The sequence below is a fragment of the Bacilli bacterium genome (assembly GCA_036381315.1).
GTDB lineage: Bacteria > Bacillota > Bacilli > Paenibacillales > KCTC-25726 > DASVDB01.
The window spans coordinates 13783-28500 of record DASVDB010000115.1 but is presented as its reverse complement, the minus strand read 5'-3'; the positions used below and the strand labels follow the sequence as shown (position 1 = coordinate 28500).

Sequence of the window (14718 nt, the reverse complement as noted above, 5' to 3'; positions counted from 1 at the left end):
ATTGCTTCGTATCGCTGCATCGGGCGGAGGGTTTCGGTTTGGTGATCGCCGAAGCGATGTATTTTGGCAAGCCGGTCATTGCCACGGGATGGTCGGGGAATATGGATTTCATGAATCATATGAACTCCGCCATTGTGAACTACAATCTGACGCAGATCGGCCATGATGTCGGCCCCTATAAAGCGCCGCAAATATGGGCGGAACCGGATATCCACCATGCCGCGGAGTTGATGCGGCAAATGGTCGGCGATCCGGATTGGCGGAATGCAATCGCCCAAGCAGGCAGACAGACGATCAACCAGCACTATTCGCCGGAAGCGGTCGGTAACAGAATGAGACAGCGTCTGCAAAAAAACGGCCTGATTTGATGGGCGAAAGGAGATGGTACTGTGCGCGGCAGACGCAAACAGAAAGCAAGGCGGAAGCGCATTTTCGGCGTCGTGACAAAAGGCAAGGCGTTACAACAGAAACCGTTGCGCCCCCAAAGAAAGCGCCGCATGGTAAAGCGGACGGGAGCTCGGCAAGCCGGCCCGGAATGGTTGATCGGGATCGGTTATGTAAACAGGCCGGATTTGCTTAAGCGCGCACTAAACAGCATCAGCGCTTTTCGCCATAAAACAGTCGTCATCGACAATTCTCCGGATCATAATCTGCAGGCGCACACGTTATCCGTTGAGGTGTATACCCCCGATGTTCCATTGACGTTCAGCCAAACAATGAACGCGCTGTACCGCCTTGCGGCGGAACGAGGCTGCAAAGCGGCGGTCATTTTGCACAATGATGCGGAACCGCCTCCCCGCACCGTACGCAAGTTTGTGCGCAAAGTGGAGCGGTTGCTGCGGTACGGCGGCCGCTGGGGCGCGGTATTTACCCATTACCATACGCTTGCGGCTTTTCGGCTTAAGGCAGTCCGCCGGACAGGCGAATGGGATACGTTTTTGCCCCGCTATTTCGCGGATAACGATTACTATCGCCGAATGCGCCTAGCGGGCTATACCATTGTGGAAACCGGTCTGCCGGTTGCGCATCATCTGGGCGGTAGCGCCACGATCAAGTCGGATCGGGAACTCGCGTTTTTGAATTCGGTGACTTTTCCGCTGTATGAAGAGTATTACAAGCAAAAATGGGGCGGTATCCCCGGGCAGGAAACGTTTCTTGAGGCATTCAATTTGCGTTTGAACGAGAAAGGAGCAGCAGAATGAAATTCAAAATCGGCTTGGCCTATGTGAACCGTCCCGACTTGCTCCTGACTGCCGCAAACAGCATACGGCCGTTTTGGCGGGAGACGATCCTGATCGACAACTCGGAACAGCGGGAGCTCGTTACGCACCCTTTTTTCGCGGCAAATTTTCGCGTTATAGCGCCTATTGTCCCGTTGACGTTCAGCCAATCGATGAATTTATTGCAAACGGTCGGCATGGACGAAAAATGCGATGTGATCCTCTTTATGCATAACGACGCGGAAGCGGCGCCGGGCTCGGCCGAGCAATTGCTGGCCATGGCGGAGCAGTTGATCGCAGACGGCAAACGTTGGGGAGCCATTTTTACCCATTATGATGTGTTTGTGGCGTTCAGCATGGAAGCGGTACGGAATGTGGGGCGGTGGGATACGAATTTGCCGCAGTATTTTGCCGACAACGATTATTACAGGCGTTTGCGGCTCGCCGGTTATCCCACGATCGATTCGGGATTGCCGGTTACGCATCACAACGCAAGTTCCACCATCCGCTCCGATCCGCTGCGCGAACATATCAACGGAATCACGTTTCCGCTATATGCCAAATATTATGAGGCCAAATGGGGAGGAGGCCCAGGAAATGAACAATTTTCCGTTCCGTTTAACCGACAATTCTAAGTTGGCCGGGCAACCGGAAATGGGGTGAGCCAATTGGCCAGGATTCGAAAGGCGATCATACCGGCGGCCGGTTTGGGAACTCGCTTTCTGCCGGCGACAAAAGCGATGCCGAAGGAAATGCTGCCGATTGTGGATAAGCCGGCCATTCAATATATCGTGGAAGAAGCGGTGCAGTCCGGCATCGAGGACATTTTGATTGTCACAGGGCGCAGCAAACGCTCCATCGAAGACCATTTCGATCGCAACTGCGAACTGGAGGCCAATTTGAAAGAAAAGCGGAAGTATGATTTATTGAAGATGGTAAATGAAATTGTCGAATTGGCGGATATCCATTATATCCGGCAGAAAAGCCCTCGCGGCGTCGGACACGCAATTTGGTGCGCCCGCAAATTTATCGGCCATGAACCGTTCGCCGTTTTGCTGGGCGATATGGTGATCGACAGCCCGGCGCCGTGTTTGCAACAACTGATCGAAGTCTACGAAAAACACGACGCTCCGGTTGTCGGCGTTGCAGCCGTGGCCTCAAGCGAGGTGCGCAAGTTCGGCATTATTGACGGTGTGCGCGTGGACGAGAATTTGTATCAAGTGAACGGCCTGGTGGAAAAACCGGCGCATCATCCGCCTTCAAATATGGCGATAATGGGCAGATATGTGCTGCGCCCTAATATATTCGAAATTTTGGAGCATACAAAACCCGGTGTCGGGGGCGAAATTCAGCTCACTGATGCGCTGCATGAACTGGCGAAAAAAGAAAAGCTGTTGGCGTTTGCGGCGGGCGGCAAATTATACGACATCGGCAGCAAATTGGGCTTTTTGCAGGCTACGATTGAATTCGCCTATAAAAACAGCAGCATGAAAACAGAGTTTGATCAATATATGCGGCAATTTTTCGCAACCGGTAAGCAATCGGCCATGAACCGGACGTTTGACGGCGGGGCGGGTGACGAGCGAACATGAAGAAAGTTGCGGTAGCGGGAGCTGCGGGATTTCTCGGATCCATGCTTTGCCGGACATTGCTTAAGGAAGGTTGCGCCGTTATCGGCATCGACAATTTGTCTACGGGAAAACCGGAAAATATGATTGACTTTGCCGATCATGAACGGTTTACTTTATTGCGGGACGATGTTGCTTCGCCCGAATGGCTCACGGATGCCCGTCTCAGGGATGTCACCGAAATTTATCATCTGGCGTCGCCCGCCTCGCCAAAATTTTACCAGGCGGAGCCGTTTGCCACGATCTTGGCGAATACGGCCGGCACGCGCAATATGCTGGAATTGGCGAGAAGAAACGGGGCGAAACTCCTGTATGCGAGCACGAGTGAAGTATACGGCGACCCGGATGTTCACCCGCAGCCGGAAGCATACCGCGGAAATGTGAACACCTGGGGGCCGCGCGCCTGTTACGATGAGGCGAAACGCTTGGGCGAAGTGTATTGTTTTGAGTATGTTGCCCGGTTCGGCGTAAAGGCGCGGGTTGCGAGAATTTTCAATACTTATGCGGCGGGCTTGCGCAACGACGACGGCCGCGTCATCTCCACCTTCGTCACCCAGGCATTGGCGAATCAAGCGCTGACCATTTTCGGAGACGGGACGCAGACGCGCTCCTTTTGTTATGTGGACGACACGATCCGCGGATTGTTGCTTTTGATGGAAAAGCAAGAAGCCGAAGGCGAAATTGTCAATATCGGCAATCCGGTTGAGCATCAAATACTGGAAGTGGCCAAAATCGTCGTGCGTTTGTCCGGATGCAAAAGCGGCTTTATATTTCGCCCGCTTCCGCAAGACGACCCGCGCAGGCGCTGCCCCGACATTGCCAAAGCGAAGCGAATCCTGGGCTGGGAGCCGCAAGTCACTTTGGAACAGGGCTTGACGCTGATGATCGATCATTACCGCAAAAAATCCGGACATTTTGGGGGAAAGGGTGAAGCGCCATGAACATCGCATGCATCGGATCCGGTTATGTCGGCAGCGTAACGGCGGCCGCCTTTGCCGCGACGGGCCACAAGGTGACCATCATCGATATTGATGAAGCGCGAATCGCGATGATCCGCCAGAGAAAAAGCCCGATATATGAGCCGGGTCTTGATTTGTTGATCCAGGAAACGTACGGGAACACGCTGTTTGCCGCAACGGATTACGGTTCCGTGGCGGGCGCCGACATCGTCATGATATGTGTCGGAACGCCTTCGCGGAAAGACGGGTCGGTTGATTTGCGCTACGTCAAACAAGCGGCGGAATCCGTCGCTACACATCTGTCGAACGAACATTTCACCGTCATTGCCAACAAATCCACTGTGCCTGTGGGCACATCCGATCTGGTGGCTTCCATCGTGGAGCAAAAAGCGAAACTCATTCGGGGCAAACATTTTGCCGTTGTCAGCAATCCGGAATTTTTGCGCGAAGGTTTTGCCCTGCAGGATGTTTTTTATCCCGACCGGATTATTGTAGGCTTTAGCGAAGCGATCGCGAACGAGATGATGAATCGGTTATATGAACCGATCATGGAAAGACGCGGGTTTGCGCAATTCAACCGCAAGCTTAACCTGCAGCCGGCGGAAAACAGGACGGTATATTTTGCCACCGATACGAAAAGCGCCGAATTGATCAAATATGCTTCGAACGCCTTTTTGGCCGTTAAAATCAGTTATGTGAACGATATTGCGCGCTTGTGTGAAGCCGTCGGCGCCAACGCTTCCGATGTGGCCGCGGGTATGGGCCTTGATTCGCGGATCGGCAACAAATTTCTGCAGGTGTCGAGCGGCTGGGGCGGCAGCTGTTTTCCCAAAGATACATTGGAGCTGATGATGACGGGGCGCAAATACGGCGTCAAGTTGGGCACCGTTGCCGCCGCCATCGAAGCAAATGAGCTGATGCAACATTATTGCGTAACCAAACTGCGCAAGCAATTAAAAACCATGAACGGGAAAACGGTGGCCATTTTGGGGCTCACGTTTAAAGCGAACACGGATGATGTGCGCAATTCGCAGGCGGAAGCGATTATTTCCGAATTGCTGGAATTCGGGACGAATGTCAAGGTCCACGACCCGCAAGGCATGGCTATGTTTCAACGGTTGTACGGCAACTTGAAAGTCGAATACTGCCAAACAGCGATGGACGCGATTACGCATGCCGACGCATGCATGCTTTTAACCGACTGGGAAGAATACCGCATGCTTGATTGGTCCGCCGTGCGCGCGCGCATGCGCAATCCGTATCTGCTTGACACGCGCAACGCGTTGCCCGCCGCCGAGATGAAAGCGACAGGATTTATTTATGAAGGACTCGGGATTCCGTAAATTTTAGCGAACGTGTTGGGCATATTATGCATACTGCTTCCATTCGAACAAAAAGGAGCGAATGTTGGTATGCCTGACAAATTTAAAAAGCTGGCGGTCATATCGGCCGTCTGTTTGGCATTGCTGATTCCGCTGCAAACCGTAAATGCGTTTGGCGTCGGTTCGCGGGGGCCCGATGTGTATGCCGTACAATCCATGTTGAAAACGTTGGGATATTATCCGGGCGCTATCGACGGCATTTACGGCGCGCAAACCGCTTTAGGGGTCAAACTGTTCCAGCGGAGATACGGGTTGCCCGTTACCGGCGTCGTGGATTTTAAAACGCTGCAGTCCATTCTGTGGGCTTATGCGGAAGCCAAAAAGCCGCGGCCTCCTGTTCCGGCTCCGCAAGCGCCTGTGCCGAAAGCGCCGAATGTTCCCGGCTTGAGCGCGGAGGAACAGCAGATGGTTAATCTCGTCAACGGCGAACGCACAAAAAGAGGGCTGCGCGCTTTGGCCATTAATCTGGAATTGGCCAGAACAGCCCGCATCAAAAGCCGGGAAATGGTGGACAAGCATTATTTTTCCCACCAATCGCCCACTTACGGTTCTCCTTTTGACATGATGCGGAGTTTTGGCATTTCGTTCACTGCGGCCGGGGAAAATATCGCCTGCAACCAAAGCGTGGCGGCGGCGCATCAAGCGCTGATGAATTCGCCGGGACACAGGGAAAATATTCTGAATGCGAGTTTTACCCAGATCGGAATCGGCATTGCCAACGGCGGCATGTGCGGGAAAATGTTTACGGAGCAGTTTATCGGCAAGTAATGACAATACTGTCAACAGGTTAAGCACATAATTCCCTTTCCGCTTCTCATGCTAATGGTGGGTGCATCAACATCATTTCATGATTGGAGATGGGAATGTGAAAGAAAAGCTTTGGAAAATAGGCTTAATCGGCGTTTTGGCGGCCACCTCTTTGACCGGCTGTATGACTCGCCAGGGGACGGATACCGGCAACCGGGTCCAAACCAACAATGTCAAGCCGTTCAACACTCCGTTCCGTATGGACAACAGAGGCGGCGCAAACACGAATGCCCTGCATAACAATACCCGCATGGAAGTCAGCCAGGATATTGCCGACCGCATCGCGGCCTTGCGGGAAGTGGACAGGGCATACGTCCTGCTCACGGATCGGAATGCGTACGTGGCGATTACATTGGCGGACAATGCCAGAATGACCGGACCGCGTGCGCGCGTTGCGCCGACCGCTCCGGTGCCGGGCGGAACGACCCGGACCGGACTGGATAACGCGCCCGGCCGTATGAACCGTGTGACGGATCGCACGACGCCGTTCCGCACCCCCGGATTTGTGCCGGAGCCGAACCGCGCCGGAATCCGCACTGACGTTGGCAATCGGGTAAATAACGGCGTGAACGGCAATCGGATGGCGGTGGATGACGTTAATAACGCGCTGCGCAACCGGATCGCGAGCATCGTTCAATCGAGGCACCCTGTTCGCAATGTTTATATTTCCGCCAATCCCGGCTTCGTGGAGCGGATGAGCGGTTATGCGCGGCATTTGCGCAATGGCCAGCCGATTCGCGGGGCGATTGTCGAGTTCAACAGAATGGTGGAACGGCTGTTTCCGGACCGCGCCGGAACAAACCGCAACATCCTTCCCTCCCCTTTTCCGAACCGCAACATGCGGTAATTAAGACTGTCCGGTATATTTCGCTTAACACCTCGTATTGGCCGCTATTCGGGCTGTTCCTTGACGCCATAGTCAAACAGCCCGATTTGCTTTTTACCGATTTGCTATTTGCCCATTTGCATGCCCAAATTCCTCCGATACCTCACCAACGGTCTGCATTCTTCATATGATGAATTTGACTGAATCCCTATACCTTGTAACAACAATAGCCCGAGCAAGGAGGGGTGACACGAATTGAAGGGTAGCGACCACAAGAGCAAGTTTTTGTTGACCAACCGCGAACGCGAAGTCTTCGAGCTGCTTGTTCAGGACAAAACAACGAAAGAAATCGCCCAAATGCTGTTTATCAGCGAAAAGACCGTGCGCAATCATATATCCAACGTTATGCAGAAATTGAACGTCAAAGGTCGTTCGCAGGCGGTTGTCGAGCTGATACGGCTTGGGGAGTTAAAGATTTAACAATGACGGCGAGTGACAATAAAAACTTTTTATTATCCTTCCCGTATGAGACCGGGATGATAATAAGAAGTTTTTTTAGTTTTTATATGCGGGCCCAAACCAACCGCATCCATGCGGCCATTCCAGCACCTGCGCTTGGCGAACGCTAAACCACCTTGCACACCGCGAAAACGGGAGGGGAGCGCCGCCCTACTGTGCAACGCGAAAACGGGAGGGGATCGTCTTTTCCAGCGCAACACTAAAACGGAGGATCACCCCCACCGCCCGATGCTAACGTTAAGCTACCTTGCACAACCCACCTGCACAATGCAAGCGTTCCGCTCTACACACCCCTCCTTGCACACTGCTAACGGACGCAGCAGAGGCTATTTACCGAAAAAAGGCCGGATTGAAATTCTAACGGACGCAGTGGACGCTATTTGTCATTTCAATGCCCGAATATCGGGGAAAATGTAAGAATAGGCTCTCTCACGTCCGTTAGAATAAAAAAGTGGTCAATTTGCGCAAAATAAGCTCTCCTGCGACCGTTAGTGGCCGCAAACCTGAAAGATGATCGGAAAGTTGCCGAAAATAACGGGAGGTTTTCCCGCAGACGGTCGAGGCGCACCAATTCACCCGGTTGCCGAAAGCGGATCGGACGCAAAGAATTACGGAAACAAAAGACCAGCCTGCAAATGTCCCAACAAACCGGGAAATGCAGGCTGGATAATCTGTTGCGCCGCTTTCGCGCAGGCGCGCTTTTTTGCGCTACCGCCCGGTTTGCGGGCTAATCAGGCGATGACTTTCATTCGCCGGAAATAACCTTTTTCATCCGTTCGAAAATGTTCCGCGATTTTTCATGCGTATCCTAAGCACGCTTATCTGAACAAATTGGCGAAGCAAATCTTGCTGATCGGACGCAGGCGGAGGTTGTCCTCATCCGCTCCGAAGGTTTTTCCAGCTAAATGAAGCGCGCTTACCGGTAAATTTGGCTGAACATTTATTGCTTGTTCGTTTCGTTATTTGGCCCATCAGGCAACTTCGCGTTCGGGCTTGGCTCATCGTCCGACATCAGGCCGCTGGCGCCGTTTTTGAATTCGCGCAACGTTTTGCCGAACGCCCTTCCCAATTCCGGCAGCTTCTTCGGTCCGAACAACAGCAATACGACAATCAGGATCAGCAATATATGGCTGGGGGCGAACAGATCACCCATGATGATCATCTCCGTGAAAGTTGTCTTTGAAACATTCTAGCATAAAAACCGCATTGGAACCATGAAGGAAAGACGGCAAAAAACCCTCCAATAATTCCCGTCATGAATTCGGGTGGTTGCTGGAGGGCTCAATCGGTATGCGAACTGCGAACTTTGCGATTTCAGCTTTGTAAGTTCAATGGTCAGATATTTTTCGCGTAAGATTCATCAGGAATTTTCACCAATTCAACATAAAGACGCGCTTTTCCGCTGCCTGTGTTTTTGAACGAAAATTGTTCGCCGCCTTCGCAGCAGATCACATCTTCCGCCGTTACTTCCGAACTGGCGCCGTCAACAGTAATCGTGCCGTTTCCTTCCAGCACCAGGATAAAGATGTTCGTGCCGGGATGCTTGTGCGGCGGCAACTCCTGGCCCGGGTTGAAATTCAGGACGAACACAACACTTTCGCCCTTTTTGTAGACGATCCTTTTGGTGAATTGTTCGGAGCTAAATTCGCTTGCTTCCCGAAGTGACTTAATTTCCATATTCAAACCTCCAAAACGTAGTATGAAGCAAGTTTAGCATTTCGATTCGGCATTTTTCGTGACTTTAGTCAAGTTTTTTAGCGAACGGTAAGGTGTCCTTTTTGATCCAAATACACGGACCGGCGAGGATCGTTGGCCAATTTGACATTGCACATTTTCAGTTGATGTTCCTCTATTTCAACAAGCTCCCATTTCCCAATGTCTTCGTTCATCTGCTGCAAAAAGTCGGCATATTCCGCATCCGCGCGCTTAGGATCGTCCCAATATCGCGTGCCGTAATAATCCAAATCGTAAATATTTTTTAAAATGCAGGAAAAAATTTTGCCGTCCGTTTTTTGCCGTAAAATAACTGGCATTTCATATCCTCCGATCGGGCTCTTTTCATATCGCTTCAAATAATAATTATAGCATGATGTTCCGGGATTGTTCATTACATCCAGGTCGTTTACAATGGAAAAGAATAAAATCGACATCGGGTGATGGAGAATGGAAGCATGGTACGAAAAAAGTTTTGGCAAAGATTATTTGCTCGTATATAAACATCGCGATTTCCAGGGGGCGGCAAACGAGGTGTTGGCCATGAGCAAATGGCTGCGGTTGCCTGCGGGGGCGCAAGTGCTTGATTTGTGCTGCGGCATGGGCAGGCATTCCCTGTCGCTGGCGGCTTTGGGATATCGGGTGACCGGGGTGGATTTGTCGGAAGTTTTATTAAACGAAGCAAAAAAACTCGACACTTCCGGCGAAGTAGTCTGGAAGCGTGGAGATATGCGCCATGTGCCGCTGTCCGGCGGCTTTGACGCGGTGGTGAACTTGTTTACCTCGTTCGGGTATTTTGCAAACGACCAGGAAAATATCGCAGTGATTGCGGAAATTGCCCGGATGTTGAAACCCGGCGGCAAGTTTATCATCGACTATCTCAATCCGGGAACGGTTGTGAAAAATTTGCAACCGCGCACTATTCGGCAGGAAGGCGCGGCGACAATCGAGGAGACCCGGTGGATCGAAAATGGTTGTGTTTGCAAAAAGATTGTCTTGAGCGAACCGGAAACAGTGCCGCGCACATATAACGAACAGGTGAAACTGTATGATCAGGAATGGTTTCTCGCGGCGATTTCCGCAGCCGGGCTCTTTGTCGAACAAATATATGGCGGTTATGACGGCTCCGCTTACCGGGAAGAACAATCGCGGCGGATGATTTTTGTCGGCGGAAAGGCGGATAAGGATCGTGGCTAAACCATTGTGGACCCGCATAAGCGGCGATCTCATCCAGGCGCGCATTCCGTTGCCGTTTCCGTTGCGCTGGGTAAACAGCTATCTCGTTAAAGGCGCTGCAGGATACACACTGATCGATCCGGGATTGCACACTGGACAAGCATTGGAAGCGTGGCGGCAAATTATGGCGGAAGTCGGCTGTTCATTTGCCGAAATCTCCGCAATTGTGCTGACGCATCACCATCCCGACCATTACGGATTGGCGGGCTGGTTTCAAGAGCAAACGGGGGCTCCCGTATTCATGTCCGAAACCGGTATGCGGCAAGCCGATTTGCTGTGGGGCGAAGAACGCCCGCTGACCGACGCAATCGAACGGCTTTTTTTGGCGCACGGGATGAATGCGCAGTTGGCGGAACCGCTGCGGGAACATTTGGAAAGCTTTGTGCCGCTTGTTTCCCCGCGCCCGCAAGCCACTTGCATTGGCAAAGGCGAGACGATCCGCATCGGAAACCGCAATTGCCTGATTATGGAACATGGCGGGCATGCCGCCGGACACTTAAGTTTTTTGGATACCGCCACGAAGGAAATTTTTTGCGGCGACCAGGTACTCCCGCAAATTACGCCCAATATCAGCTACATACCGGGAATTGATCCGGATCCGCTGCGAACATATCTCGCCGGTTTGCGCGAGCTGTCCCGACTAAAGGCGGCGGTTGCCTACCCCGGGCACCGCGAGCCGTTTGCCGGGATTGCACATAGGGCCGAAGAAATTATACAGCATCATGAGCAACGGCTTTTAAACATATCCGGGTTCATGAAAAACGGGGCGACCGCCTACGAGATTTGCCTGGCGATGTTCGGCGCCAATCTTTCCTTGCATCAACTGCGCTTTGCCTTGTCCGAAACGATCGCCCACATGATTTATTTGGCCCGAGGCGGAGACGAAACGACTACCCGCTAAAGTCGGCAAAAGTCGGCAAATGTCGGCAGGCCCGAATATTTGGCTAACGAAAGTCGCTTCTTCAGGCTATAGACAGCTGAAAGTTCTTTGGCTGCGGCGCATGGAAATTAGCCGCCGCCGGGTTGTTGGCTTCCCTGAACCGCCTTTTTGCTGTGCGCGATCCGGCTGGAGGCGGAAGCGGCGATGGCGCCGACGATATCATCAAGAAAGGTATTGACGTTTGGTCCGCTTTTATCGTTCAGTCGTTGCAAAATGCCCGGCTTTATTTTATTGATATAGCCGTAGTTGGTGAGCCCGATGCTGCCGTATACATTCACGATGGACAGCGCCAAAATTTCGTCGCAGCCATACAGGCCCTCGTCACGGCGAATCATGCCTAATAGCGGCTCGCTAAGTTTGTTTTCCTCAGTTAATGTGTCAAGTTGGATGCCGGTCATGATCGCATTGCGCACCTCATGCTTGGACAGCACACGCTCTACATTGGCGCGGCATTCTTCCAGCGACAAATCCGGGAAATAATCTTTTTGCAAAAATATGACCAATTCGGCAATATCCCCGACTCCCACGCCACGTTTTTCCAACCACTTTTTGGCGTCTTCGGCAATGTCCAAATTTTCCGCGTCCATGCTCACGCGTTTTCCTCCTTCAGGTTTGCATTAAAAATTCCGCTTCGCATATTGTGTCCCGTTTCTTGGACAAAAAGTGGTTATAAACCTTATGTGGGCTCGTATACATAATATTAATCAAGTTGACGAGGAGGAAGCGTTTATGATGCGTAGCGGATGGTTCAGGGGGGTTGCGCTGCTTTTGATTTTAAGCCTGCCGCTCTTCGTTGCCGGTTGCGGCTTGTTCAAAACGAAAACGGAAATTGATCCGCCGCCGGCGGAAACGGAGGGAGGGGCGGACATTCAGACGATCGCTCCCGCGGAAGAGATGGCGGGTTCAGGCAAAACGGCGCCGGTAACGCTGTATTTTAAAGACAGCGACGGTTATGTGGCGCCAATCACGATGGATCTGCCTTTTTCCGAGGGGATTGCCAAACGGTCTCTCGAATATATGGTCGACGGCGGACCCGTAACCGAAATGCTGCCGGCCGGTTTTAAAGCGCTATTGCCGAAAAATACGACGATGACCGTGGATATCGACGCCAAAGAAAAACTGGCTACGGTTGACTTTTCCAAACAGTTTGCGGACTATGCGGCAAGCGACGAACGCAAAATACTCGAAGCGGTTACATGGACGCTAACGGGTTTTCCAAGCGTCGATAAAGTGCGGTTGCAAATTGCGGGGCAGGATTTGGTGGAAATGCCCGTTGCCGGCATGCCTTTGGATGAGCCCGTGTCGCGGGCAATCGGCATCAATGTGGAGCAGGCCGCCGGTGTCCCGATAAGCGAAGCATCTCCGGTAACGCTTTATTTCTTAAACGAAACATCCCAGGGTTATCGCTATTATGTCCCGGTTACGCGGCTGATCGAACAGCCGCAAGATATTGCCATGGCGGCGTTGCAACAGTTGATCAAGGGCCCCGGCGAACAATCGAAACTGCAGGAAGTGATTGCGCCGTCTGCGGAAATTTTGGGCGTGGATCAATCGGATGGGTTGGTAACCGTCAATTTCGGCAATCAAATTCTCAGTTCCGACAACACGGTTCCCGCGGAAACGCTGCAGTCGGTAGTACAATCGCTAGCGGATAGCACCGGCGGCGACAAAGTGCAAATCATGGTGGACGGCAGCGTCCAGGTGGTCGCGTCGGATCACACCGATTACGGCCGCCCCGTCAGCAAAGAGGCGCATATCAACCCGCTGCGGTTATAGGATGCGACACATAGCGCCGCGCGTCAGCGAGCGCCCGGAGAGCCTTCTTCGGGTGTTCTTTTTTGCCGCCCGTGATTTTCTCTTATGTCTTTGCTAAAATGTTTGTGTACTTGCAAAAGCTTTGCCCGCTTGGCCGGAATGATACAGAAAAAAAGGAGACTGCGCTTTGAGACCTGACGGAAGACAGCTTGACCAATTGCGAAAAACGGTAATTTTGACCAACTATAACAAATATGCGGAGGGTTCTGTTTTTATTGAAGTCGGCGATACCAAAGTGATTTGCACGGCAACGGTGGAAGACCGCGTGCCGCCGTTTATGAAAGGGCAAGGAAAAGGCTGGGTCACCGCGGAATATTCCATGATCCCGCGCGCGACGCAGCAGCGAAACCAACGCGAAGCCGCCAAAGGCAGACTGGGCGGCCGCACGATGGAAATCCAGCGTTTGATCGGCAGAGCATTGCGGTCTGTCGTCAATCTGGAGATGTTGGGCGAGCGGACCATTACGCTTGATTGCGACGTCGTGCAGGCGGATGGGGGAACGCGCACCACTTCGATTACGGGAGCGTTTGTCGCTTTGGCGCTGGCTTTAGACAAGCTGGCGAAAGAGGCGAATTTGCCGGCGATTCCGTTAAATGACTTTCTTGCTTCCGTAAGTGTCGGGGTCATCGCCGGCGAGCCGCGCCTGGATCTGAACTATGAAGAGGATTCCAGCGCAAAGGTGGATATGAACGTCGTCATGACAGGCAGCCGCAAATTTGTGGAAATCCAGGGAACAGGCGAGGAATCGCCGTTTACAAAATCGGAGTTGAACAACTTGCTGGAACTTGCCGAGCAGGGGATTTTAGCCATGATCGATCTGCAAAAACAAGCGCTCGGGCCGGAACTTGCCGAGAAAATAGCGGAGGCTGCGAAACGTGCGGTTCAACAATAAGCAAATCATCATCGCCACGAAAAATAGCGGGAAAGTGCGCGAGTTTGCCGATATGTTCGCAAAAGTCGGCCTTTCCGTACGCAGTTTGCACGATGTGCCGAATATGCCGGAAATCGTCGAGGACGGAGAAACGTTTCTGGCCAATGCGGAAAAAAAGGCGCGGACGATCGCCCGCGCTGCCGGCATTCCGGTGCTGGCGGACGATTCCGGCTTACGCGTCGACTTGCTTGATGGCGCACCCGGCGTATACTCCGCGCGGTTTGCCGGGGAACACGCGACTGATCGGGATAATAACGAGAAGCTGCTTGACGAACTGCGAAAAAAGCGGCACGGTAAGCCAGCCGCTAATCCGCAGGATGCGCCTGTAACCCTGCTTAGCCCGGCGCAATATGTATGCGCTCTTGTTCTTTATGATCCGGCAGAAGGTAATAGTTTACGCGTCGAAGGGGAATGTTCCGGTTACATTATTGCCGAACCGCGCGGACACAATGGGTTCGGTTATGATCCTTATTTTTATGTGCCGGAATACGGCATGACGATGGCCGAGCTTGCGCCCGAGGTTAAAAATGCGATCAGCCATCGCGGCAAAGCGCTTCGGCGAATGCTCGAATCCCTGGAAATTTAATTGCTCTTTACTCGCCAGTTACGAAGTGCCAGCCACGGCAGGCCTGCACCCCGAACAAGTGGACAAACTAAATTGATAGCCTGCTTGGTTCGCGGGATGTGACCGAGATCACACGTTCAAAATTTCAATGAAGCTACAATGACTGTGATTGGAAAA

Annotated in this window: 18 protein-coding genes; 14 read left to right on the top strand and 4 right to left on the bottom strand. The window is 52.5% G+C overall.

All coding sequences use genetic code 11. The features are described from left to right. The 9 genes from VF260_08670 to VF260_08630 form a co-directional block, all read left to right on the top strand. On the top strand, window positions 1-368 hold a 368-nt coding region (locus VF260_08670; protein ID HEX7057249.1), incomplete at its 5' end, for a glycosyltransferase. A gap of 21 nt (window positions 369-389) precedes the next feature. Continuing rightward, a complete protein-coding gene (locus VF260_08665) occupies window positions 390-1202 on the top strand; it encodes a glycosyltransferase family 2 protein (protein ID HEX7057248.1) in 813 nt (270 codons plus the stop codon). Further along, complete coding sequence (locus tag VF260_08660) at window positions 1199-1855, top strand: glycosyltransferase family 2 protein (GenBank protein ID HEX7057247.1); 657 nt, start codon at window positions 1199-1201, stop codon at window positions 1853-1855. Before VF260_08665 ends, VF260_08660 begins: the two co-directional genes overlap by 4 nt. Window positions 1856-1888: 33 nt before the next feature. Continuing rightward, window positions 1889-2812, top strand: a complete 924-nt coding sequence (gene galU / locus VF260_08655; GenBank protein ID HEX7057246.1) for a UTP--glucose-1-phosphate uridylyltransferase GalU — start codon at window positions 1889-1891, stop codon at window positions 2810-2812. Next, on the top strand, window positions 2809-3789 hold the full coding sequence (locus tag VF260_08650; protein ID HEX7057245.1) for an NAD-dependent epimerase/dehydratase family protein: 981 nt from the start codon (window positions 2809-2811) through the stop codon (window positions 3787-3789). The genes galU and VF260_08650 overlap by 4 nt, the downstream gene beginning before the upstream one ends. Beyond that, window positions 3786-5150 carry a UDP-glucose/GDP-mannose dehydrogenase family protein gene (locus VF260_08645; protein HEX7057244.1) on the top strand — a complete coding sequence of 455 codons (1365 nt, stop codon included), beginning with the start codon at window positions 3786-3788 and terminating at the stop codon, window positions 5148-5150. The genes VF260_08650 and VF260_08645 overlap by 4 nt, the downstream gene beginning before the upstream one ends. A gap of 69 nt (window positions 5151-5219) precedes the next feature. Continuing rightward, window positions 5220-5957 carry a peptidoglycan-binding protein gene (locus VF260_08640; protein HEX7057243.1) on the top strand — a complete coding sequence of 246 codons (738 nt, stop codon included), beginning with the start codon at window positions 5220-5222 and terminating at the stop codon, window positions 5955-5957. A 97-nt stretch (window positions 5958-6054) separates the two neighbouring features. Next, window positions 6055-6843, top strand: coding sequence for a YhcN/YlaJ family sporulation lipoprotein (locus VF260_08635; GenBank protein HEX7057242.1), 789 nt, complete (start codon window positions 6055-6057; stop codon window positions 6841-6843). Window positions 6844-7077: 234 nt separating this feature from the next. Further along, a complete protein-coding gene (locus VF260_08630; protein HEX7057241.1) occupies window positions 7078-7302 on the top strand; it encodes a response regulator transcription factor in 225 nt (74 codons plus the stop codon). Window positions 7303-8281: 979 nt separating this feature from the next. Here VF260_08630 and tatA read toward each other — a convergent pair. The 3 genes from tatA to VF260_08615 all read right to left on the bottom strand — a co-directional run bounded on the left by tatA (window position 8282) and on the right by VF260_08615 (window position 9374). Continuing rightward, a complete protein-coding gene (tatA, locus tag VF260_08625; GenBank protein HEX7057240.1) occupies window positions 8282-8494 on the bottom strand; it encodes a twin-arginine translocase TatA/TatE family subunit in 213 nt (70 codons plus the stop codon). Between the two features lie 182 nt (window positions 8495-8676). Next, window positions 8677-9018, bottom strand: a complete 342-nt coding sequence (locus VF260_08620) for a cupin domain-containing protein (GenBank protein ID HEX7057239.1) — start codon at window positions 9016-9018, stop codon at window positions 8677-8679. Window positions 9019-9095: 77 nt separating this feature from the next. Next, window positions 9096-9374 (bottom strand): hypothetical protein, encoded by a 279-nt coding sequence (locus VF260_08615; GenBank protein HEX7057238.1) that lies wholly within the window; start codon window positions 9372-9374, stop codon window positions 9096-9098. A gap of 130 nt (window positions 9375-9504) precedes the next feature. On the opposite strand from VF260_08615, the gene VF260_08610 reads away from it, so the two are divergent. After that, window positions 9505-10251 (top strand): class I SAM-dependent methyltransferase, encoded by a 747-nt coding sequence (locus VF260_08610; GenBank protein HEX7057237.1) that lies wholly within the window; start codon window positions 9505-9507, stop codon window positions 10249-10251. Further along, window positions 10244-11191, top strand: a complete 948-nt coding sequence (locus VF260_08605; GenBank protein HEX7057236.1) for an MBL fold metallo-hydrolase — start codon at window positions 10244-10246, stop codon at window positions 11189-11191. The genes VF260_08610 and VF260_08605 overlap by 8 nt, the downstream gene beginning before the upstream one ends. Before the next feature lie 107 nt (window positions 11192-11298). Here VF260_08605 and VF260_08600 read toward each other — a convergent pair whose 3' ends face one another. Continuing rightward, entirely contained in the window at window positions 11299-11817 is a 519-nt protein-coding gene (locus VF260_08600; protein ID HEX7057235.1) for a phosphatidylglycerophosphatase A, read from the bottom strand. A 142-nt stretch (window positions 11818-11959) separates the two neighbouring features. On the opposite strand from VF260_08600, the gene VF260_08595 reads away from it, so the two are divergent. The 3 genes from VF260_08595 to VF260_08585 all read left to right on the top strand — a co-directional run bounded on the left by VF260_08595 (window position 11960) and on the right by VF260_08585 (window position 14562). Then, window positions 11960-13006 carry a GerMN domain-containing protein gene (locus VF260_08595; protein ID HEX7057234.1) on the top strand — a complete coding sequence of 349 codons (1047 nt, stop codon included), beginning with the start codon at window positions 11960-11962 and terminating at the stop codon, window positions 13004-13006. Window positions 13007-13172: 166 nt separating this feature from the next. After that, on the top strand, window positions 13173-13937 hold the full coding sequence (gene rph, locus VF260_08590; protein HEX7057233.1) for a ribonuclease PH: 765 nt from the start codon (window positions 13173-13175) through the stop codon (window positions 13935-13937). After that, the gene (locus VF260_08585; GenBank protein HEX7057232.1) at window positions 13921-14562 is read left to right on the top strand and encodes an XTP/dITP diphosphatase; all 642 of its coding nucleotides are present in this window, start codon (window positions 13921-13923) and stop codon (window positions 14560-14562) included. Before rph ends, VF260_08585 begins: the two co-directional genes overlap by 17 nt. Window positions 14563-14718 lie beyond the last annotated feature (156 nt).